This window comes from Bifidobacterium sp. ESL0763 (assembly GCF_029433395.1).
Taxonomy (GTDB): domain Bacteria; phylum Actinomycetota; class Actinomycetes; order Actinomycetales; family Bifidobacteriaceae; genus Bifidobacterium.
The window spans coordinates 1214574-1236982 of sequence record NZ_JAQTHW010000002.1 but is presented as its reverse complement, the minus strand read 5'-3'; the positions used below and the strand labels follow the sequence as shown (position 1 = coordinate 1236982).

20 protein-coding genes are annotated in these 22409 nt (G+C 66.2%); 19 read left to right on the top strand and 1 reads right to left on the bottom strand.

Translation table 11 applies throughout. The annotated features are described in order from the left end of the window. Positions 1-455 precede the first annotated feature (455 nt). From dusB to PT282_RS05845, 7 genes are all read left to right on the top strand, one after another. A complete protein-coding gene (gene dusB / locus PT282_RS05875; protein ID WP_374114165.1) occupies positions 456-1541 on the top strand; it encodes a tRNA dihydrouridine synthase DusB in 1086 nt (361 codons plus the stop codon). Positions 1542-1676: 135 nt separating this feature from the next. Then, positions 1677-2846: a cell division protein FtsZ gene (ftsZ, locus tag PT282_RS05870; protein WP_277168965.1), complete on the top strand. Its 1170-nt coding sequence runs from the start codon at positions 1677-1679 to the stop codon at positions 2844-2846. A gap of 25 nt (positions 2847-2871) precedes the next feature. After that, positions 2872-3342, top strand: coding sequence for a cell division protein SepF (locus tag PT282_RS05865; RefSeq protein ID WP_277168603.1), 471 nt, complete (start codon positions 2872-2874; stop codon positions 3340-3342). 6 nt (positions 3343-3348) lie between these two features. Further along, the gene (locus tag PT282_RS05860; protein ID WP_277168602.1) at positions 3349-3639 is read left to right on the top strand and encodes a YggT family protein; all 291 of its coding nucleotides are present in this window, start codon (positions 3349-3351) and stop codon (positions 3637-3639) included. A gap of 220 nt (positions 3640-3859) precedes the next feature. Next, positions 3860-5107 carry a DivIVA domain-containing protein gene (locus PT282_RS05855; protein WP_277168601.1) on the top strand — a complete coding sequence of 416 codons (1248 nt, stop codon included), beginning with the start codon at positions 3860-3862 and terminating at the stop codon, positions 5105-5107. 12 nt (positions 5108-5119) lie between these two features. After that, positions 5120-5761, top strand: a complete 642-nt coding sequence (locus PT282_RS05850) for a signal peptidase II (RefSeq protein WP_277168600.1) — start codon at positions 5120-5122, stop codon at positions 5759-5761. Next, positions 5758-6693, top strand: coding sequence for an RluA family pseudouridine synthase (locus tag PT282_RS05845; RefSeq protein WP_277168599.1), 936 nt, complete (start codon positions 5758-5760; stop codon positions 6691-6693). The genes PT282_RS05850 and PT282_RS05845 overlap by 4 nt, the downstream gene beginning before the upstream one ends. A gap of 47 nt (positions 6694-6740) precedes the next feature. Here the strand turns inward: PT282_RS05845 and PT282_RS05840 are convergent, their stop codons facing one another. After that, positions 6741-7121 carry a hypothetical protein gene (locus PT282_RS05840; protein ID WP_277168598.1) on the bottom strand — a complete coding sequence of 127 codons (381 nt, stop codon included), beginning with the start codon at positions 7119-7121 and terminating at the stop codon, positions 6741-6743. A gap of 294 nt (positions 7122-7415) precedes the next feature. Here PT282_RS05840 and PT282_RS05835 point away from each other — a divergent pair, with 294 nt between their 5' ends. The 12 genes from PT282_RS05835 (at position 7416) to priA (ending at position 22360) form a co-directional block, all read left to right on the top strand. Beyond that, positions 7416-8387: a sugar-binding transcriptional regulator gene (locus tag PT282_RS05835; protein ID WP_277168597.1), complete on the top strand. Its 972-nt coding sequence runs from the start codon at positions 7416-7418 to the stop codon at positions 8385-8387. A 308-nt stretch (positions 8388-8695) separates the two neighbouring features. Next, the gene (locus tag PT282_RS05830; RefSeq protein ID WP_277168596.1) at positions 8696-10429 is read left to right on the top strand and encodes a dihydroxyacetone kinase family protein; all 1734 of its coding nucleotides are present in this window, start codon (positions 8696-8698) and stop codon (positions 10427-10429) included. 87 nt (positions 10430-10516) lie between these two features. After that, on the top strand, positions 10517-10957 hold the full coding sequence (locus PT282_RS05825) for an RpiB/LacA/LacB family sugar-phosphate isomerase (protein ID WP_277168595.1): 441 nt from the start codon (positions 10517-10519) through the stop codon (positions 10955-10957). A gap of 29 nt (positions 10958-10986) precedes the next feature. Beyond that, positions 10987-11724 carry a triose-phosphate isomerase family protein gene (locus PT282_RS05820; RefSeq protein WP_277168594.1) on the top strand — a complete coding sequence of 246 codons (738 nt, stop codon included), beginning with the start codon at positions 10987-10989 and terminating at the stop codon, positions 11722-11724. A gap of 207 nt (positions 11725-11931) precedes the next feature. Then, positions 11932-12663 (top strand): MIP/aquaporin family protein, encoded by a 732-nt coding sequence (locus PT282_RS05815; RefSeq protein WP_277168593.1) that lies wholly within the window; start codon positions 11932-11934, stop codon positions 12661-12663. Positions 12664-12883: 220 nt separating this feature from the next. Next, positions 12884-16450 (top strand): DNA polymerase III subunit alpha, encoded by a 3567-nt coding sequence (dnaE, locus tag PT282_RS05810; RefSeq protein ID WP_277168592.1) that lies wholly within the window; start codon positions 12884-12886, stop codon positions 16448-16450. 94 nt (positions 16451-16544) lie between these two features. Then, complete coding sequence (gene hisD / locus PT282_RS05805) at positions 16545-17942, top strand: histidinol dehydrogenase (protein ID WP_277168591.1); 1398 nt, start codon at positions 16545-16547, stop codon at positions 17940-17942. 81 nt (positions 17943-18023) lie between these two features. Continuing rightward, on the top strand, positions 18024-19181 hold the full coding sequence (locus PT282_RS05800) for a histidinol-phosphate transaminase (RefSeq protein WP_277168590.1): 1158 nt from the start codon (positions 18024-18026) through the stop codon (positions 19179-19181). 56 nt (positions 19182-19237) lie between these two features. Beyond that, complete coding sequence (hisB, locus tag PT282_RS05795; RefSeq protein WP_277168589.1) at positions 19238-19840, top strand: imidazoleglycerol-phosphate dehydratase HisB; 603 nt, start codon at positions 19238-19240, stop codon at positions 19838-19840. Beyond that, entirely contained in the window at positions 19840-20595 is a 756-nt protein-coding gene (locus PT282_RS05790; RefSeq protein WP_277168588.1) for a hypothetical protein, read from the top strand. The genes hisB and PT282_RS05790 overlap by 1 nt, the downstream gene beginning before the upstream one ends. A gap of 181 nt (positions 20596-20776) precedes the next feature. Beyond that, a complete protein-coding gene (hisH, locus tag PT282_RS05785) occupies positions 20777-21499 on the top strand; it encodes an imidazole glycerol phosphate synthase subunit HisH (RefSeq protein WP_277168587.1) in 723 nt (240 codons plus the stop codon). A 138-nt stretch (positions 21500-21637) separates the two neighbouring features. Continuing rightward, complete coding sequence (gene priA / locus PT282_RS05780) at positions 21638-22360, top strand: bifunctional 1-(5-phosphoribosyl)-5-((5-phosphoribosylamino)methylideneamino)imidazole-4-carboxamide isomerase/phosphoribosylanthranilate isomerase PriA (RefSeq protein WP_277168586.1); 723 nt, start codon at positions 21638-21640, stop codon at positions 22358-22360. The last annotated feature ends 49 nt before the right edge of the window (positions 22361-22409 follow it).

Here is a 22409-nt window from a genome sequence, read left to right as displayed (position 1 = left end):
GGTCGGGATATGCCGTTCGAGACCGTAAAGACTTGGCCGAGCAAAATCGGAGATTTTGCCTTCGCGCTCGATACTTCGCGCTCACTGAGCCTACAGGAAGTCCACTGGACTTCCTGCTTGACGGCTCAGCCCGGAGCGTGTCGCGAATGGTATATCCCGACCCCAACCACGTCAGTTCGGATCTTGCGAACTGAATTTAACAAGCGGATAAGCGGATAAGAGGATACGTGAAGAACTTTGAGGAATGGCTGAAGAGGGTGGACTACTCCGAGGCGCGGCAGCGGTTTGACGAGGGCTGGGACGAGGCGCTCAAGGCGCTGCCCGGGCTCGATCCGGAGGCGACCAGCGCCGCGGCCGGCGAATACGAGGCTCCCGACGACGGCAAGCCGCTGCCCGCGATCGCGCCGGTCGACCTGGGGCCCATCCACGTCGAAACGCCGGTGGTCCTCTCTCCGATGGCGGGTGTGACCAACTGGCCGTTCCGCTCGATCTGCCGCGCCTACGGCCCCGACGGGCTCTACGTCGCCGAGATGGTCACCGCCCGCGCGCTCGTGGCCCGCAACCCCAAGGCGCTGCGCCTGTGCCGTTTCGCGCCTACCGAGAAGATCCGCTCGCTGCAGCTCTACGGCGTCGACCCCAACATCACCGCGCAGGCTGCGCGCATGGTCGTCGACGGCGACCTGGCCGACCACGTCGACCTCAACTTCGGCTGCCCGGTACCCAAGGTCACCAAGCGCGGGGGAGGCTCGGCGCTGCCGTGGAAGATGGACCTCTTCCGCGAGCTCATCCACCGCGTGGTGGCGGTGTGCGCCGAGGCGAACATCCCGGTGACCGCCAAGATCCGCGTGGGCATCGACGCCGATCACACCACCTTCCTCGACGCGGCCCGCATCGCCGAGGACGAGGGATGCGCCGCCGTGACGCTGCACGCGCGCACCACCGCCGAATACTATGGCGGCCACTCCGACTGGAGCCGCATCGCCGAGCTCGTGGACGCCGTCGACGTGCCGGTGTTCGGCAACGGCGACATCTGGGGCGCCGAGGACGCGTTGGAGATGGTGCGTCAGACCGGTTGCGCCGGCGTCGCCATCGGCCGTGGCTGCCAGGGCCGCCCGTGGCTCTTCTCCGACATCAAGCACGCCTTCGCCGGCTCCGACGAGCGCTTCAGCCCCACCCTGGGCGGCGTCTTCGGGATCATCATGGCCCACGGCCAACTGCTGGTGCGCTTCTACGACGGCGACGAGCGCATGGCCGTGCACGACCTGCGCAAGCACATCGCCTGGTACCTCAAGGGCTTCCCGGTCGGCGGCTCCACCCGGCGCGAGTTCATGGAATCCGAGACGCTCGACGACGTCAGAAAGGTGATGGACCGGCTCGACCCCTCGACCACCTACCCGGAGCGCGTGGTCGACAAGCCGCGCGGCCGCGTGCGCTACGCCAAGAAGGTGCATGTGCCCTACGGCTGGTTCGACTCGCGCACCACCACCCACGAGGAGCGCGAGCGGCTCTTCGGCGACGACCCGATGGACGCCAGCTACTGAGCGAAACGGCGGCTGTGTATCACGGAATCATCGAAAAATCAAAGAAACCCGTGGTACATACCGGGAAATAGTCTTATTGTAGGCGTGTTCTGCGATAGAATAATTGGCATAACCGTGAAGTGACAGGAGACTATGGTGAGCGAGATTGCCCAGAATGACAATTTCAACGACAAGACGAGCATCAAGGTGGTCGGTGTCGGCGGAGCCGGCGGCAACGCCGTCAACCGCATGATCGCAGAAGGCTTGCAGAACGTTGAATTCGTCGCGATCAATACGGACGCGAAGGACTTGCTTCGCAGCGATGCGGATGTGAAGATCTCGCTGAGCGATCATTCCAGCCGTGGCCTCGGCGCCGGAGCCGACCCGGAGAAGGGCGCCAAGGCGGCCCAGGACCACCAGTCCGACATCGAGGAGGCGCTCAAGGGCGCCGACATGGTCTTCGTCACCTGCGGCGAGGGTGGCGGCACCGGCACGGGCGCCAGCCCCATCGTGGCCCGCGCGGCGCACCAGCAGGGCGCGCTCACCATCGCCGTGGTCACCAGGCCCTTCCAGTTCGAGGGCCCGCAGCGCGCGGCCAGCGCCAAGCTGGGCATCGAGAACCTGCGCAAGGAAGTCGATGCGCTCATCGTCATCCCCAACGACCGTCTCCTGGAGCTTTCCGACAAGACCATCGGCATCGTCGACGCCTTCAAGACCGCCGACACCGCGCTGCTGGCCGGCGTGCAGGGCATCACCGACCTCATCACGATGAACTCCTACATCCACGTCGACTTCTCCGACGTCACCGCGATCCTGCGCGGCGCGGGCACGGCGCTGTTCGGCATCGGCTCGGCGCGCGGCGAGGACCGCGCCACCCAGGCCGCCGAGATCGCCATCAGCTCGCCGCTGCTGGAGGAGAGCATCGAGGGGGCCCACGGCGCGCTCATCAATATCGCCGGCCCCACCGACCTGAAGCTGCAGGAGGCCAGCGACGCCACCGAGCTGGTGCGCAAGGCCATCCACCCCGAGGCCCAGATCATCTGGGGCCTCGCCCTCGACGACGCCTATGGCGACGAGGTGCGCGTCACCGTCATCGCCGCCGGATTCGACGCCGAGTCGAAGAAGGACGACGCCACACTGGCCTCCGCCGAGGTCCCCGCGCTGGGGCAGGCCGATGCCGCCGCCGAGCCGGCCACGGGCACGCTGCCCGACCTCGACGCCCCCACGATCGCGCAGCCCGACGAGTCGGTCCCGCTGCCGGACGACTCGCAGGCCTCCGCGCCGGACGATCCCGGCGATCTGGACATCCCCGATTTTCTGCGCTGAACAAGAAGAGTGAAAGGACTTTGCTATGGCTGGGTATATGAAAAAGGCGATGTCGTATCTGGGCATGACTGACGTGGTCGACGACGACGAGGACGACGAGATGATCGACGACGAGCCGGACTCCACCGACTTCGATTCCGACGCCACGGTGACCCCCGTGCTCCAGCAGTCCCCGGCGCCGGCCCAGTCCGCGCCGAGCCATGGCTCCCACACCTTCCCGGCCGGCCGGCTCAGCCGCATTGCCACCATCTGCCCCAAGTCCTACGACGAGGCGCAGAAGGTCGGCCGCGCCGTGCGCGACGGCATCCCCGTGGTCCTCAACCTCACCGGCCTGGCCGAATCCGTGGCCTACCGCATCGTCGACTTCTCCGCCGGCGTCGTCTTCGGCGTGCGCGGCTCCATCGAGCGGGTGACTCCCAGGGTCTTCCTGCTGAGCCCCTCGCAGGTGAAGATCAAGGTGGAGGACACCAAAGACCCCGACGCCGATCTCTTCTGAGGCCCCATGCTCTTCTTCCTGCTCAAAGCGCTGATCAACTGGCTCATCGGCCTCTACATGACCGTGCTCTTCATCCGGGTCATCATCGACTGGGTGGCCGTGCTGCTGCCCAGGTGGCGGCCGAACCGCGTGGTGATGGCCATCTTCAACGTCTTCTACGCGCTCACCGACCCGCCGCTGCGCTGGCTGCGCCGCTTCATCCCGGTGATGCGCGTGGGCAACGCCGGCATGGACTTCACGCCGGTGGTGCTCTGGTTCGCCCTGGCCGTGCTGCAGGTGCTCATCATGCTCGTCTGAGTCATGTTCGTCTGGGCCACGCGGGGCGCGGTCGCCGGGTTCGATTTCCGGACGCAGCCCGTTGACGGCCGATCGCCGGCGTGCGCGCATCGCCGGTCCGGCCCGTGCGATGGCTCACGTCTCGCCGTTTCGGCGGGATGGCGGGTACACTATGTGGTGTACTATCGCAAAGAGATATTAATGTTAGAGGCATCAAGCCCAAAGTGAGGTGTAAAGGTTTATGGCACTGTTAACGCCGAAGGATATCAGGGAACATGCCTTCCAGACTGTTCGTTTCAAAGAAGGCTACGACGTCGAGGAGGTCGACGATTTCCTCGACCAGGTCACCGAGACCGTGGAGGCCCTCGGCAAGCAGGCCTTGCAGGGCGGCCAGTCGACCCAGTCGCTCGGGCCCGACGTCGGCAACCTCAACAGCAAGATCTCGGAGCTGACCGGCCAGGTGCAGACCCTGACCCGCGAGAACGAGACGCTCAAGGCCGCGTCCTCCAAGGGCGGCGACGGCAACGCGCAGCTTGCGCAGGCCTCGCAGGCCGCCAAGGTCGCCTCCTCCAAGCTCGCCGAGGCCGAGGAGAGCAACCGCGCGCTCGCCGAGCAGAACAAGCAGCTCAAGGAACAGGTCGACCGGCTCAACGCCCAGATCGACCAGCTCACCGCCCAGGCCGCGAAGGCCCAGGGCAAGCAGGACCTCGGCGACCAGCTCACCGCCGTCAAGCGCGAGCGTGACGAGTTCCGCTCCACCAACGAGAACCTTTCGCGCCAGCTCCAGCAGGCCCGTCAGCAGGTCGAGAAGGCCGCGGCGCAGTCCAAGCAGCTGCAGGAGGTCTCCAAGCAGCTCGAGGAGTCCAAGCAGCGCGAGAACCAGCTGCGCGCCCAGGTCTCCAAGGTCGAGCCCGACACGCAGACCGGCAGCCTGCAGAAGATCGCGGGCGCGGCGTCCGGCGCGGGCAGCGAGCCCGAGCGCGCCACCGCCATGCTGACCCTGGCCATGCAGCTGCACGACCAGTACGTCGACAAGGGCAAGGCCAAGGCCAAGGAGATCACCGACGCCAGCCAGGTCAAGTACCAGGACCTGGTCAACAAGGCCAACGACTATTCCTCCCGCACACGCAGCGAGTCCGACGACTACAGCAAGCGCACGCGCGGCGACGCCGACTCCTACGCGCAGAAGACCCGTTCCGCCGCCGACGGCTACGCCAAGGACAAGCACTCCGAGGCCGACAAGTACGAGGCCGAGGTGCAGAAGCGCGCGGCCGAGTACGACCAGAAGACCCGTTCCGCCGCCGAGACCTACGCCCAGCAGGTGCGCGACAACCTCGAGTCCCAGTCCAAGGTCGTGGAGACGAACATCGCCAACCTCAAGCAGTTCGAGACCGAGTACCGCACCCGCCTCACCGAGTTCCTCGGCCAGCTGGTCTCGCAGGTCTCCGACACCAGCACCTACAACAAGATGGACTCGTCCAAGGACTGAGCCGGTAGCTTGATGAAGACCAACACGTCCAAACGGCTGCGCGTACGCGTGGCCGTTTTCGTTGCCGTCGCGCTGCTCGCCCTCGCCGCCGACAGGGCCAGCAAGCTCTGGGCTCTCGGCGCGCTCGGCGACGGCAGGACCGTCGTGGCCGTGCCGCACCTGCTGTCGCTGACCCTGGTGCGCAACCCGGGGGCCTCGCTGGGGCTGGGCTCGTCGGTGACGTGGCTGATCTCATGCCTGGCGCTGGCCGCGTGCGTGGCGATGGCGTTGCTGGCCCTGCGCGCCGTGCGCCTGTGGTGGACCGTCGCGCTCGCCCTCGCCTTCTCCGGGGCCATGGGCAACCTCATCGACCGGGTGGTCTACGCCGACGGGTTCCTGAACGGCAAGGTGGTCGATTTCCTCAATTACGGATGGTCCGTGGGCAACGTGGCCGACATCATCCTCTTCGTCGCGGCCGTCATGGTCGTGGCTCTCATCTTCGCGCAGGTGCCCCTGGGCAGGCGCGACCTCGAAGACGCTTCCGGCTCTGCGGGCGGCCGTTGCGGTGACAACGGTGACTCCGGTGACGCGGACGATGCCGATGCCGCCGACACTACTGAGACCGATGCCGATGCCGACGTCGCCATCGGACAGGATGGAAAGGCGGCGCGATGACCAAGCTCTCACCGGCTCCCGAGAACCTCGTGGGCAGACGCTTCGACGTCGCCGTCTCCAAGATGCTGGGTGTCTCGCGCTCGAAGGCGGTCCAGCTCATCGACACCGGCCAGGTCGGCGTGCTCGACCGCGACATCTCCAAATCCGGCACCCTGATCGACACCGACACCGTGGAGTTCAACCTCGTCGACGAACGCGAGAGGGTGGAGCCCATCGCCTCCGGCATGGCCGTGGTCTACGAGGACGAGGACATCGTGGTGGTCAACAAGCCGGTGGGCGTGGCGGCCCACGCCTCGACCGGCTGGACCGGTCCCACGGTGCTCGGCAGCCTGCTGGCCCGCGGCACGCACATCACCTCGCTCGGCGCGCCGGGCAGGCAGGGCATCGTCAGCCGCCTCGACGTGGGCACCAGCGGGCTGATGCTCGTCTGCAAGTCCGACCTCGCCTACAAGGAGATGCGCCGCCAGTTCTCCTCCCACGAGGTCGTCAAGACCTACCACGCCCTGGTGCAGGGCGACCTCAAGGAGGACAAGGCCACCATCGAGGCGCCCATCGGACGGGCGAAGGTCTCGGACTTCCGCTTCACCGTCACCGCCTCCGGCAAGCGCGCCGTCACCCATTGGGACGTGCTCGAGCGCTTCGGCGAGGCCACCCTGGCGCTGGTCCACCTCGAGACGGGCAGGACCCACCAGATCCGCGTGCATTTCTCCTCGATCGGCCATCCGCTGGTCGGCGACCCGATGTACGGCGGCAACCCGGTGATGGCCAAGCGGCTGGGGCTGGGCCGGCAATGGCTGCACGCCATGCAGCTGGAATTCAAGCATCCGCGCACCAAGGTGTGGACCACGGTGAAATCGAGCTATCCGGCGGACCTCGACCACGCGTTGCGCCTGCTGCGCGAGGAGAACGGCGAGCCGGCTCGGTCTCAATGACGAAAGCGCTGGCCGAGACTCGTATGGCCGGCATGATGGCCGCCGGTTCAGCTCCGCATGATGAGGGTGCCAATGGCCACGACCAGCGGCGGCAGGCATCCGAGCAGCAGGCCCGTCAGCGTGAGGGCCAGGCTCCCCGCCATCTTCCCGACCATCCTGCGATGGCGGGGGAGCAGCGCTAACGCGACGATCGCCACGAAGATCGTCGCCAGGCAGCAGGAGACGCACTGGACGATGACCAGGCCCTCAAGTAGCAGCACCAGCACATCGAGCGGATCGTAGGCGCCGCGGGAGAGATAGCGCTCCAGCGCCAGGGCCAGCAGGGCCAGCAGCACGGTGGTGGCACCCAAGACCAGGGTGATGATGGAGGTTTTCGATATCGAGGTTATGCCCCGTGGCCGCTGTCTCCCTTCGGGTTGCCTATTCATCTCGCCGCCTTTCGCTCACCGTATGTGCCATCTTCCGTTCCGATGTATTCCAGTCTCCCGAAATCATCCGTGCAAGGCAAATCAAGCGGGACGATGTGCATAAACGGTCGGGCCTGCCGGCGTACCCGGGCGTGTCGCGGCGTCTGGCGCATCGGTGGCGACGGTGGCTGGAAGGATGCCGGCATGATGGGAACGCTCGGACTAGAATGACAGGAGGCGGGGCCGCCGAGGGCTCCCGACGATGGCGTATGGCTACGGTGCCATAGGCGACATGAAAAATGCGAAGGAGCATGGATGGGCGAATCGAGGTCCGAGCAATCCCCGTGTGTGGACGAGCGTGTGGCCGACGCGGCGGAACTCTACTGGGTCCAGGGGCTCAAGGCGGGAACCGTGGCCCACGAGCTGGGCGTCTCGCGCTCGACGGTCACCAGGCTGCTGGCCCAGGCCCGCGAGAAGCACATCGTCGAGTTCACGGTCAACCGGCGCAACGATTCCAACATCAAGCTGCGCGAACGCCTGCAGCACACCTTCCAGGTCCAGGCCACCGTGGTCGACACCGGCGGCATCCACGACCTCGACAAGCGCCGCTCGATGGTCAGCGACGCGGCGGTCTCCCTGCTCTGGACGCTCGTCCACTCGGGCATGGTCATGGGCATCACCTGGGGGCGCACCACCGAGTCCATCTCCTTCAAGCTGATCCCCAAACGAGTCTCCGACATCCAGATCGTGCAGCTGCACGGCTTCGGCAACACGATGTCGTTCGGCGAGGACTACTTCACCCAGATCCTCATGCGCTTCGGCAACGCCTTCGACGCCCAGGTGCACCTGCTGCCCGCGCCGGTGATCTTCGACTCCGAGGTGACCCGCGAGATGGTCTGGAAGGAGACCAGCATCCAGCAGGTGCTCAAACTGCGCAAGAAGCTCGACCTCATCCTCACCTCGGTGGGCACGCCCTTCGGGTTCAAGCGCAGCCCCCTGTTCAGCCGCGGGGTGCTCTCGCAGGAGGACTTCGACGAGCTCAACCGCGAGCATGTCATCGGCGACATCGCCTCCACGTTCTTCCGCGAGGACGGCAGCACTCAGGGCATCTCGGTCAACCGGCGGGCCACCGGGCTGCGCCGCGAGGAGCTGCTGCGCGTGCCCATCCGCATGGTGGTGGCGGCCGACGAGAACAAGGCTCTCGCGCTGCGTTCCGCGCTCAACTCCAAGCTGGTCACCCACCTGGTGGTCGACCAGCTCACCGCCGCGCAGATCCTGGGCCTCTAGCAGGCGTTCCGGGCCGGCCGCGCCTGTATGGCGTAAAACGATGTAATGCAATCGACGATGCTGTCGAAGCCCTCTGCCCATGCCGATGCCGGCGATGTATCGGCATGAAAATATTTTCATCGCAAATCGTTTTTCCTTGATGCATTTGACTGATTTCGCCCTATCGATTCGAAAATTTTCCCCTCCGAGGGTAATTATCTAGATTATTCCCGGATTCGATGGGCTAGGGAGCCTGGGATCCGAAGGCAAGGCAGAGCTGCCGGGCCGTTCGGGTCGATTGTCGGGAATCTGACCAGGAGGAGCACCAGATGACAGTGTTAGTCAACGATCCCGAACGTTTCGCGCAGGAGGCGGCCGAAGGCTTCGTGGCCGCCAACCGCCAGTATGTGAACCGATGCTATGGCGGCGTCGTGCGTGCCACCAAGTCCGCGCAGCCCCAGACGGCCGTGGTCATCGGAGGCGGATCGGGCCATTATCCCATGTTCAACGGCTACGTCGGGCCGGGCCTGGCGCACGGGGCCGTGATGGGCAACATCTTCGCCTCGCCCGCCGCCAGCGAGGTCGTGAGCGTCTGCCGCGCCGCCGACCAGGGCAGGGGAGTGCTGCTGCTGTTCGGCAACTACGCCGGCGACGTGCTCAACTTCACCGAGGGCGCCGAGCAGCTGCACGAGGAGGGCATCGACGTGCGCCTGCTGCCTATCAGCGACGACATCTATTCCGCCCCCGCGGACAAGTACCTGGAGCGCCGCGGCATCGCCGGCGACCTCACGGTCATCAAGTCGGCCTGCGCCGCCGCCGCGGCCGGAGCTGACCTAGACGAGGTGGAGCGCGTGGCGAAGGAGGCCAACGAGCGCACCCGGAGCATCGGCGTGGCCTTCAGCGGCTGCACGCTGCCCGGGGCGAAGGAACCGCTGTTCGAGGTCCCCGACGGACGCATGGGCGTCGGCCTGGGCATCCACGGCGAGCCCGGCATCGACGAGACGGACATGCCGACGGCCGACGGACTGGCCGAGATGATGGTCGACGCGCTGATGAAGGACAGGCCGGCCAGCGCCAAGGATGCCAAGCCCAGCATCCTGCCGATGGTCAATGGTCTGGGAAGCCTCAAGACCGAAGGCCTGTTCGTGATCTACCGCAAGGTGGCCAGCCTGCTCGAGAGCAAGGGCGTGCGCATCGTCGATCCGCAGGTCGGGGAGTTCTGCACGAGCTTCGACATGTGCGGCGTCTCGCTCACCTTCTTCTGGCTCGACGACGAATTGGAGAAGCTGTGGGGCGCTCCCGCCGATTCGCCCGCGTTCAAGTGCGGCCAGCTCGACACCGGCTCCCAGGTCCGCGTCTCGCAGGACGAGGTCTCTCAGAAGGCCGACGGCCGTCCCGAGGTCGAAGAGGCCTCCGAGGACTCCAAGGCCTCGGCGAAGCGTCTGGCGGCCATGATGCGCACCGTCGCCGACACCATCGACGCCAAGGCCGACGAGCTGGGCAGGATCGACTCCATCGCCGGAGACGGCGACCATGGCATCGGCATGAAGCGAGGCGCCGACGCCGCCGCCGACGCCGCCGAGTCGGAAGTGGAGAAGGAAGCGGGAGTGAGCACCACCCTGCGCTGCGCCGCGCAATGGTGGGCCGACAAGGCCGGCGGCACCTCCGGAGCCCTGTGGGGCGCCATGCTCAAGGGCCTGGCCGGCAAGCTGAGCGACCAGAGCCAGCCCAGCGCCGACGACATCAAGCAGGGCGTCAGCAAGGCCTGCGAGAGCATCATGGCCGTCGGCAAAGCCAAGGTCGGCGACAAGACCATGGTCGACGCCATCGTGCCGTTCACCAAGACCCTGAACGACGCCACGGGCAGCTTCGCCGACGCCTGGGAGCAGGCCGCCGACGCCGCGTGCAAGGCCGCCGACGACACCAAGTCGCTGCTGCCCAGGATGGGCAGGGCGAAGACGCACGGCGAGCGCGACCTGGGCACCCCGGATCCCGGCGCCGTGTCGTTCTCCTACATCGTCAGGAGCCTGGTACCCGCCTTCAGGAGCCACCCGGTCGACTGACCGAGCCAATGACGAGGGCCGGCGTCGTCCGTCAAGCGGCGACGCCGGCCGAAATTCCCATAGAACAACCAATGAGGAGTATCCAATATGAAAATCGCTTTCGGTTGCGATCCCAATGCCAAGGACCTGAAGAAGGTACTGATGGACGAGGCCAGGAACCTCGGCCATGAGGTGGTCGACTTCCCCTCCGACGACCCGATCTACGCCAACGTCGCCATCGCCGTGGCGGAGTCCGTGGTGAAGGGCGAGGAGGACCGCGGCATCCTGCTGTGCGGCACCGGCCTCGGCGTCTCCATCGCCGCCAACAAGGTCCCCGGAGCCTGCTGCGCCTGTGTGGCGGACATCTATCAGGCGGAGCGCGCCACGCTGAGCAACAACGCCAACCTGCTGGCCATGGGCGCGCAGGTCGTCGGCCCGGAGAGCGCCAAGGAGTTCATGAAGGCCTATCTGGGCGCGACCTTCGACCCGAATTCGCGCAGCGCGCCGAAGATCGCGCGCATCAGCGAATACGAGAAGGAACAGAAGTAGGCCGCCGGCCGCATGGGAAGAAGGTTGACATGGTAGTCGTTGCCCTGAGCCTGAAGATGTACTTCACGCGCAAGCGGACCATCGATTATTGCCAGGATCTGGTGAAGCTTCTGGAGCCCACGGGGCTTGCGAACCGCTCGCTGACCATGGCGGTCCTGCCCGATTTCCTGACGCTTGCCGACGCGGCGAGGATCCTCCTCCCCGCCCACGTCCGGGTGGGTGCGCAGGACATCTGCGACCAGGACCGCGGGGCGTTCACCGGCGAGGTCTCGCCCAGCGACGTCGCCGAACTGGGCGGAAGCGTCGCCGAGATTGGGCACATCGAACGCAGGACGCTCTACCACGAGGATGACGGGCTGGTGGCCCGCAAGGTCGCCGCCGCCTGGCGCAATGGCCTGACCCCGTTGCTGTGTGTGGGCGAGGACGAGGTGATGGACCCCAAGGAGGCCGCCGCCTACTGCGTGCGCGAGATACGCTCGGTGGTCGGCGACGACGAGGGGTCGCCGCTGTGGGTCGCCTACGAGCCCCGCTGGGCCATCGGCGCCAAGCAGCCCGCCCCCACCGACTACGTCATGACCGTCTGCGAGCTGCTCAAACAGGCCATATCCGGCTATAGGGACGCCAACGTCCTCTACGGCGGATCGGCGGGCCCGGGGCTGCTCTCGCAGATCTGGCCCTCGGCCGACGGACTCTTCCTCGGCCGGTTCGCGCACGACCCCAAGGCATTCGTCTCGGTGGCCCAAGAGGCCGTCGACCTGGCCGACTGATCCAACCGATCCGATCGACAACGGACATCGGACGGGACAGACTGGAGAGGAGACCGATTTCCCCGTCCGCCACAGGGCACGCGAGGCCCGCATCGATGAAGGATGCGGAGCGCGCGCATGCCGGGCCCGAATGATGTGGTTCGGGCCGAATACCGCAAACACCTTCCCGCCCCGGGGCGACCCGGGCGGAACGAAGAAAGAGAAGACATGGAATTCACACTTTTCCAAAAACTGGCCGCGGAGTTCCTCGGCACGATGATCCTGCTGATCCTGGGCAATGGCTCGGTGGCCAACACGAATCTGAAGGAATGCAAGGGGCATGAGTCCGGCTGGATCAACATCGCCCTCGGATACGGCCTGGGCGTGATGGTCCCGGTGCTGATGTTCGGCTCCGTCTCGGGCGCGCAGATCAACCCCGCGATGTCCATTGGCCAGGCGATCAGCGGCATCTTCCCGTGGTCCGAAGTGCTGCCCTACATCATCGCCCAGCTGCTCGGCGCCCTCGTCGGCCAGCTCATCGTCTACCTGATGTACCTGCCGCACTACAACCTGGAGACCGACCCCGACCTGATCTTCGGCAGCTTCAGCACCTTCGACGCGACCGGCAGCAAGGTCAACTACTTCTTCACCGAGCTTATCGCCACCGCCGTCATGGCCTTCTCCTCCGTGGCCTGCCTGAAGCTGCCCTGGGGCCAGAAGTACCCCGCCACCGCGGCCATCGTGCTCGGCCTGATCATCACCGCCATGGTCACCTCCATGGGCGGTCCGACCGGCGCCGCGCTGAACCCCGCCCGTGACCTCATGCCCCGTCTGCTCCACCAGATCCTCCCCATCCCCCACAAGGGTTCTTCCCGCTGGGGCGATGCCTGGATCCCGGTGGTCGCCCCGATCATCGGCGCGACCCTGGGCATCGGGCTGCTCAAGATCTGCTTCCTGTGATGTCCTCATGAGTCACGGGTGGCGTGGCGGCGTCTCTTCAATCAGTCCTTGAGATGTCGCCCACATCGGCGGCCGGCCGGAGAGTTCCCCCTCCATCCGGCAGCCGGTCCCGGCTCCCCGGCACGGTTCCTGTACGCCGTGCCGGGGAGCCTTGTTCGTCTTTGGATGACGCCGCTGCGGCGGGCCGTTGTCGTCGGCTTCAATCGCTATCGTAAGGGCTATGGCTCAATCGGGAAATTTCGTGCAACTGCATAACCACACGCACTATTCGCTGCTGGACGGCGCCTCCAAGATTCCCGATCTGGTCGCCCGCGCCAAGGAACTGGACATGCCCGCCGTCGGCATCACCGACCATGGCAACATGCACGGCGCCTACGAGATGTGGAGCACCGCGGTTGGTGCCGGCATCAAGCCGATCATCGGCATCGAGGCCTACGTCACCCCCGAGACCTCCCGCACCGACAAGACCCGCGTGCGCTGGGGCACCGAGGCGCAGCGCAGCGACGACGTCTCCGGCGGCGGCTTCATCACCCATATGACGCTCTGGGCCGAGAACGACGAGGGCCTGGTCAACCTGATGAAGGCCTCGTCGGTGGCCAACCTCGAAGGCCGCGTGGGCAAGTGGCCGCGCATGGACTACGACGTGCTCGAGACCTACCACAAGGGCGTCATCGGCACCACCGGCTGCCCCTCCGGCATCGTCCAGACCCGTCTGCGCCTGGGCCAGTACCAGGAGGCCCTGCGCGCCGCCCACCAGCTGCAGGACATCTTCGGGCGCGACAATTTCTACGTCGAGGTGATGGACCACAACCTCGAGATCGAGAAGCGCGTGGCCACTGACCTGCTCAAGATCGCCAAGGACCTCGGCGCCCCCATCATCGCCACCAACGACTCACACTACGTCCACGAGGAGGACCGCGGCTCGCAGGACGCGATGCTCTGCATCAACTCCGGCTCCCACCTGGACGACCCGAACCGCTTCAAGTTCGACGGCTCCGGCTACTACATCAAGTCCGCCGAGCAGATGCGCGAGCTCTTCAAGGATCTGCCCGAGGCCTGCGACAACACCCTCGAGGTGGCCGAACGCTGCAACGTGATGTTCGACGACCACGAGGACGGCGCCTTCATGCCCAACTTCGACTGCCCCGAAGGCTGGGACGAGACCTCGCTGTTCCTGCACGACGTGCAGGAGGGCCTCGAGAAGCGCTACGAGGGCCACGTGCCCGCCGACGTGCGCCGGCAGGCCGACTACGAGTGCGGCGTGATCTGCCAGATGCAGTTCTGCGGCTACTTCCTCGTCGTCTCCGACTACATCAACTGGGCCAAGGAGCACGGCGTGATGGTGGGCCCGGGCCGTGGCTCGGCGGCAGGCTCCATGGTGGCCTACGCGATGGGCATCACCGAGCTCGACCCTTTGAAGCACGGCCTGATCTTCGAGCGGTTCCTCAACCCCGAACGCGTCTCGCTGCCCGATATCGACATCGACTTCGACCCCGAGGGCCGCCAGCGGGTGCTCGACTACGTCGGCGACAAGTACGGCCACGACAAGGTGGCCCAGTGCGTCATCTACGGCACCATCAAGACCAAGCAGGCCCTCAAGGACTCGGCTCGCATCATGGGCTACGAGTTCGCGGTGGGCGACCGGATCACCAAGGCGCTGCCGCCGAGCAAGAACGGCAAGGACGCCAGCCTCAAGGACATGTTCGACCCGACCAGCAAGCGCTACGCCGAGGCGCGCGAGTTCCGCGAGCTCTACGACTCCGACCCCGACGCCAAGCGCATCACCGACGAGGCCAAGGGCATCGAGGGCCTGATCCGCCAGACCGGCGTGCACGCCTGCGCCACCATCATGTCGGCCACGCCGATCACCGACACCTCGCCGCTCTTGGAACGCACCGACGGCACGGTGACCACGACCTTCGAATACCATACCTGCGAGACGCTGGGGCTGGTCAAGAACGACTTCCTCGGCCTCTCCAACCTCACGGTCATCCGCGACACCCTCAAGAACATCGAGATCAACGGCAAGGAGCCGATCGAATACACCAAGATCCCGCTGGACGACAAGGCGACCTACGAGCTGCTGACCCGGGGCGACACCCTCGGCGTCTTCCAGCTCGATGGCGACGGCATGCGCGCCCTGCTCAAGAGCCTCAAGCCCGATAACTTCAACGATATTTCGGCATTGATCGCGCTCTACCGTCCGGGCCCGATGGATATGGACTCGCACAACAACTACGCCAAGCGCAAGAACGGCCTGCAGGAGATCACCCCGATCAACGACGAGGTGGCCGAGGCGCTGGCTCCCGTGCTCGACGAGACCTACGGCCTGATCGTCTACCAGGAGCAGGTGCAGTCGGCCGCGCGAATCCTGGCGGGCTACTCGCTGGGCCGAGCCGACGTGCTGCGCCGAGCGATGGGCAAGAAGAAGCCCGAGGTGCTGGCCCACGAGCAGGGGCCGTTCTTCGAGGGCATGAAGGAGCACGGTTACTCCAAGAAGGCCGCGCAGGACGTCTGGGACATCCTTGTGCCGTTCTCCGGCTACGCGTTCAACAAGGCCCATTCCGCCGCCTACGGCATGATCTCCTACTGGACCGCCTACCTGAAGACCCACTATCCGGTCGAGTTCATGGCGGCGCTGCTGCAGAACGAGCGCAGCAACAAGGACAAGACCGCCCTCTACCTCGGCGAGGCGCGGCGCATGGGCATCAAGGTGCTGCCGCCGGACGTCAACGAGTCGCGGCTCGAGTACGCCCCTGTCGGCGACATCATCCGATTCGGCCTCGGCGCCATCCGCAACGTGGGCGACAAGGCGGTGCAGGGCATCATCGACGAGCGCGAGAGCGGGCGCGGCCGCTACGTCAGCTTCATGGACTTCATCCGCCGCGTGCCGCTGGACTCCCTGAACAAGCGCACGGTGGAATCGCTGGTCAAGGCCGGCGCCTTCGACTCGATCGACCCCAACCGCCGCGCCCTCTTCCAGATCCACGAGACCGCCATCGACTCGGTGATCAGCCTCAAGCGCAAGCAGGCCGAGGGCCAGTTCGACCTCTTCAGCGACCTTGGCGGCGACGAGGACGACGGGCAGGGCGACGACGGCATGGGCGACGCGCAGGTCAACGTGCCCGACATCGAGGACTGGGACAAGAAGACCCGCCTCAACTTCGAACGCGAGATGCTGGGGCTCTACGTCTCCGACCATCCGCTCTCGGGCATGACCGCCGTGCTTTCGGGCCTGCGCGACATGTCGATCGCGCACCTGATCAACAGCGCCGCGAACATCGACGAGCGCGCGCAGGTCACCATCGCCGGGCTCATCACCGGCGTGGACCGCAGGGTCTCCAAGCGCGGCAACCCCTGGGCCATCGTCACCATCGAGGACATGGAGAGCTCGATCCAGTGCCTCTTCTTCGGCAAGGCCTACACCCGCTGCGCCGAGCAGATGGCCATCGACGAGGTGGTGCAGATCCGCGGGCAGGTCGAACGGCGCGACGAGACGGTGAGCATGCGCGCCAACGACATGGTCGTGCCCACCCTCGAGGCGCAGGACGAGCGGCCGCTGGTCATCACCCTGCCGCGGGTCGCGCTCGACCGGCCGCATGTGATGCGCCTGGGGCGCGTGCTCACCGGCCACCCCGGCTACTGCGAGGTGCGCCTGGCCATCATGGACGAGAAGGGCAACGCGCAGGTGCTCACCTTCGGCGACCGGTTCCGCGTCAAGCGCGACGCCTCGCTGTTCGGCGAGATCAAGACGCTGTTCGGACCCAGCTGCCTGCCCGCCGCCTAGGGGAGGGGCACTCGGTTTCGGCTCCCACCCGTCGGTCTCAGCATGTGGGCCGTTCGTATGGCGTGATAGCCGATCGCGGATAGCATGGGATGCTATGAGCGAACCAATGATGCGAACCATAGACCTGCGCGGGAAGCGCCTCACCCGCGCGCAGATGCTTGCGGCCATGCCCCGTGCCGAAATGGGCACGAGCGAGGCCAGCGGCGCCGTGCGCCCTATTCTCGATGATGTCAAGGCCCGTGGAGCTGCGGCCTTGCGTGATTTCGAGGAGAAGTTCGATCATATTCGCCCGCACCATCTGCGCGTGCCCGCCGAGGCGATGCAGAGCGCGCTCGAAGAGCTGGACCCGGAGGTCCGCGCCGCCATCGAGGAATCGGTGCGCCGCATCCGCAAGGTCTGCGCCTCGCAGGTGCCGAAAGACTTTTATACCGATCTGGCCGAGGGCGCACGTGTCGCCGAACGCTGGATCCCGGTCGAGCGTGTGGGCCTCTATGTGCCCGGCGGCAAGGCGGTCTATCCCACTTCCGTGATCATGAACGCCGTGCCAGCCCAGGTCGCGGGCGTCTCGTCGCTCGCCATCGCCACTCCTCCGGCAGCCGACAACGACGGCCTGCCGAACAAGACCATTCTCGCCACCTGCGCCATTCTCGGCGTCGACGAGGTCTACGCGGTCGGCGGGGCACAAGCCGTTGCCATGTTCGCTTATGGCGCCAACGGTTCCGAGCCGCAAGACGGCGAAGTGCTCTGTGAACCGGTCGACAAGATCACCGGCCCCGGCAACATTTTCGTGGCCACAGCCAAATCCATGGTTTCCGGCATCGTCGGCATCGACGCGGTCGCAGGTCCCACCGAAATCGCGATTCTCGCGGATAAGACCGCCAACCCGAGCTGGGTGGCCGCCGACCTGATTGGCCAGGCCGAGCACGACGAGCTGGCCGGTTCCGTGCTGATCACCGACAGCGAGGAGCTCGCCAAGAAGACGCAGGACAGTCTCGATTACCGCGTGCCGCGCACCATGTCGCACGAACGTGTCGCCACGTCGCTGACCGGCCGGCAGTCCGGCATCATCCTCACCGATGGTTTGGACCAGTCGGTGGATGCCGCCAACGCCTACGCCGCAGAACACTTGGAGATCCAGACCGAGAACCCCGACGAGGTCGTGCCGCGCATCAAGAACGCCGGCGCCATCTTCCGCGGTCCGTATTCGCCGGTCCCGCTGGGCGACTATATGTCCGGCTCTAACCACGTGCTGCCCACCGGCGGCACTGCCCGCTTCGCCTGCGGTCTCGGCGTGCATACCTTCATGAAGCCGGTCGAGGTCATCGAATACGACGAGCAGGGTCTCAAGCCCTTGGCGTCGCTGATCAACGCCTTCGCCGTCTCCGAAGATCTGCCGGCCCACGGCGAGTGCGTGCTGAGCCGTTTCGTCGACGACCCGTACGACAAGGCCACGTTGAAGGACCAGGAACGCAAGGCCGGCCTGCGCAAGTAGCCGCCGCCGGATAAGCAAAAAGCGTTCATCGGGACCGCCTTGATGAACGCTTTTCCATATGCAAGATGAGAGAAGGTTGAGATGACCGATACGATTCCCGCCAACCTGCCGCTGCGCAACGACCTGATCGGCGAGGTGCCGTATGGCGCGCCGCAGCTCGACGTGCCGGTGTGCCTCAACGTCAATGAAAACCCGTACCAGCCCGCGCAGGCCGTGGTCGACGAGATCGCCGAGGATGTCCGTGCGATCGCCCCGAGCCTCAACCGTTACCCCGACCGCGAGCATACCGCGTTGCGCAAGGCTTTTTCGAACTATCTCGAACGCGAGTCCGGCGTGAAACTCGGCGTCGAGCAGCTGTGGGGCGCCAACGGCAGCAACGAGATCATGCTCCAGCTCTTCCAGGCGTTCGGTGGGCCGGGGCGTAAGGCGCTGGGCGCGGACCCCACCTATTCGATGTATCCCGAATATGCGCGCGACACGTTCACGCGTTGGGTCACGGTTGGTCGCAACCCCGATTTCTCGCTCAATCTTGAGGCTTTGCTTGCGGCGATGGAACGCGAGCAGCCGTCGATCATCCTGCTGACCAGCCCGAACAACCCGACCGGCACCATCCTGCCGAGCGACCAGCTTGAAGCGGTGCTCAAAGCCGCACAGAACGCCAAGGTGGACGGTGCAGCACCAGGTGTGCACCCTGTAGTCGTAGTGGATGAGGCCTATATCGAGTTCCGTACTCCCGGCACGCCGACGGCGCTTGAACTGCTTGCGAGTTACCCGAACCTCGCGGTGAGCCGCACCATGAGCAAGGCCTTCGCGTTCGCCGGTGCTCGCGTGGGCTATCTCGCCGCCGCACTGGGCATCATCGACTGCGTGCGCATCGTACGCATGCCCTATCACCTTTCCGCCGTCGCCCAGGCCACGGCGCTCGCGGCGTTGAAGCACACCGACGAGCAGCTGAGCCAGGTCGAACATCTTCGCCAGACCCGCGAGGCCACCGCCGCGTGGCTGAAAACGCAGACTTGGCGTGGCGAGCCGCTTCAGGTGGCGGATTCGCAGTCCAACTTCGTGCTCTTCGGCGGTTCCTTCGAAGACCGGGACCGCATTTTCGACGAACTGCTGAAACGCGGTGTGCTGATCCGCGTGGTCGGCCCCGACGGCTGGCTGCGCGTGTGCATGGGCACCGACGGGGAGATGGCCCGTTTCCGCGAGGCGTTGACCGAAGTGCTGGCTAGACTGGAATAACGAATCCGAAACCATACGGAATGATGAACAACGGATACTGACGGCAAGGAGAGGCCATGGCGAGAACGGCGACGATCGTACGCGAGACCAGCGAATCCAAGGTCGAGCTGAGCCTCGACCTCGATGGCACCGGCAAGACCGACATCGACACCTCGGTGCCCTTCTATGACCACATGATGAACGCGCTCGGCAAGCATTCGTTGATCGACCTCAAGATCAGGGCGCGCGGCGACACCGACATCGACGTGCACCACACCGTCGAGGACACGGCCATCGTCTTCGGCGAGGCCCTGAAACAGGCCCTGGGTGACAAGCGCGGTATCCGCCGGTTCGGCGACGCCACCGTGCCGCTGGACGAGGCCCTGGCCCGCGCCGTGGTCGACATCTCCGGACGCCCCTACGCGGTGTGCGGCGGAGAGCCCGCCGGCTTCGAATACGCCATGATCGGAGGGCACTTCACCGGCTCGCTGGTGCGCCACGTCATGGAATCCATCGCCTTCCACGCCGAGCTGTGCCTGCACCTGCAGGTGATCGCCGGCCGCGACCCGCACCATATCGCCGAAGCCGAGTTCAAGGCCCTGGCCAGCGCGCTGCGTGCCGCCGTGGAGCCCGACCCGCGCATCGCCGGCATCATTCCCAGCACGAAGGGAGCGCTGTGATGGCGCAAGGCAGGGACGACCAGCAGGGCCGTGACGGGGAAGAGCCCGACGGTGACTCCGGAGACGGACTGCATTTCAGCGACGCCGACCTCGAGAAGGCCATGGAGGGCTTCGAGAAGGAGTTCGCCGACGAAAAGCGCGACGAAGCCGCGATGGCCGATGGAGACGACGGCGATGACAGTTCCGCTTCCGGCGACGGGCATGCGGATAACGCTTCTGACGGTGACGCGCAAAGCGTGGCGGGAGCCGCCGAGGAGACGCTGAACTTCGACGAGGAGCTGCAGGGGCTCTTGGGCAACCGGGCCAAGGTCGCGGTGCTCATCACCCGGCTGGCCTCGGCTGACCTGCTCGCCGCCTTCTGCCAGATCGCCGACATCTCGGCTGACTGCCTGGCCGACGAAAGCGGCGCGGTGGCCGTGCTGCGCAACCTCGACGGCGACGCGCCCGAGGCCGCGGCCAAGGACATCACCCGCGTGGTCGGCGGCATGCCCGTGGTGCTTGCCGTCAATCGCGCCGACAAGCTCGAGGCCACCCTCTACATCGGCGGCGAGCCCGGCCAGCATTTCTCGCCGCCCATTCTCTTCACCGCCACCCCCGCCTTCGTCGAGGACCTCATGCTCGGCATCGCCGACAAGGCCGCGCTCGCCGGGCAGGGCAAGCATATCGTCGACACCGGCGGGCTCGACCGCAAGAAGGCCATCAGGATCATCTCCGAGCACGTCCGCTTCGGCCGGCGCGGCCCGCAGATCCAATAGGTCTGTGGGCGGCCGGGAATCGGTCGGTCGCATTCGTTTCTCGAAGGACGGCAGTTCGTCTCAAGGCTGCCGTCCTTTCCATATCCGGGCGACCCGTCCCGGGATATGAGCCATGGCCGCCTCCGCCACGAACGCGCACGTAGGATGAGGACAAACATCCATTCGTGACGGGGAGGTGGCGATGGCACGGGTCGTCGTATTCGATTATGGCTTCGGCAACGTGCGCTCGATGATGCGCGCGCTCGCCCACATTGGCCTGGACGCCACCCTCACCGCCGACCGGCAGCTTGCGGTCGAGGCCGATGGACTGGTGGTGCCCGGCGTCGGCGCGTTCGCCGCCTGCATGCGCGGGCTGCGCGGGGCCGGGGGAGACGGGGTGATCCTGAGCCGCCTCGCCGCGGGACGGCCGGTGCTCGGCGTGTGCGTCGGCCTGCAGATCATGTTCGCGCGCGGCAGCGAGAACGGCGAAAGCACGCCCGGGCTCGGTGTCATCGACGGCAGCGTGGACCTGATCGACGCCGACGTGGTGCCGCATATGGGATGGGACACCGTCGAGGCGCCCGATGACTCCGCCCTGCTGCAAGGGCTGGGCGACGAGCGGTTCTATTTCGTGCACTCCTACGCCTCGGCTTCGGCCGCGATTCCCGGCGCCCGCGAAAACGGAAACGAAAACGGAAACGCAGGTCATGACGAAACCGGACCACAAACTGATCAGGCCGCACCGCTTCGTGGTCCGTCGGCGATCGACCGCGGCTTCGGCCAGAAGGTGACCTGGTGCGACTACGGGCGCAGCCATTTCGTCGCCGCCTACGAGCGCGGCCCGCTGTGCGCCACGCAGTTCCACCCCGAGAAATCCGGCGAGGCTGGCTCCGCGCTCCTGCGCAACTGGGCCGCCATGCTCTGAGGCCCCGGGTCGTGTGGATGTGGCATCGCAAGGTGGTGGCGACAAACCTTCGCCACAGGCCGGCTCATCAAGCGCCGATGCCGAAACTTGCAACGAAATCGAAATAACCTTCCCGAGAAGCGAGAGAAAAGAGGAGAGATGCTCACACTGCTACCCGCCGTCGACGTCAGGGACGGCAAGGCCGTGCGCCTGCGCCAGGGCAAGTCCGGCTCGGAGGCCGATTACGGCAGCCCGCTCGAGGCGGCGCGCACCTGGGCGGACGCCGGGGCGCAATGGATCCACCTGGTCGATCTCGACGCCGCGTTCGGCACCGGCAGCAACCGCGAGCAGCTGGGCCAAATCGCCCATGAGCTGGGAGGCAAGGTCCACATCGAGATGAGCGGCGGGGTGCGCGACGACGCCAGCCTCGAGGCGGCCCTTGAGGCCGGCGCCGCGCGCGTCAACATCGGCACCGCCGCCCTGGAGGACCCGGACTGGACGGTCTCGGTCATCCAAAAGTATGGAGAGCGTGTGGCCGTGGGGCTCGACGTCAAGGGGCACACGCTTTCGGCGCGCGGCTGGACCCGGGACGGCGGCGACCTCTTCGAGACGATGGCCATGCTCGACCGCGCCGGCTGCTCGCGCTACGTGGTCACCGACGTGGCCCGAGACGGCATGATGACCGGCGCGAACCTGACCCTGCTGCGCGAGGTGGCCGAGCGCACCGACGCCCACGTCACCGCCTCGGGCGGCATCTCGAGCCTCGACGACCTGCGGGCCATCCGGCAGCTGGAGGGCGTCGGGGTCGACGCCGCGATCATCGGCAAGTCGCTCTACGCCGGGGCCTTCACCCTTCAGCAGGCGTTGGACGTGGCCAAGTGATTGCGAGGCCGGCCGATGGCATGGCGACGACGGCGCAACGGCACAACGG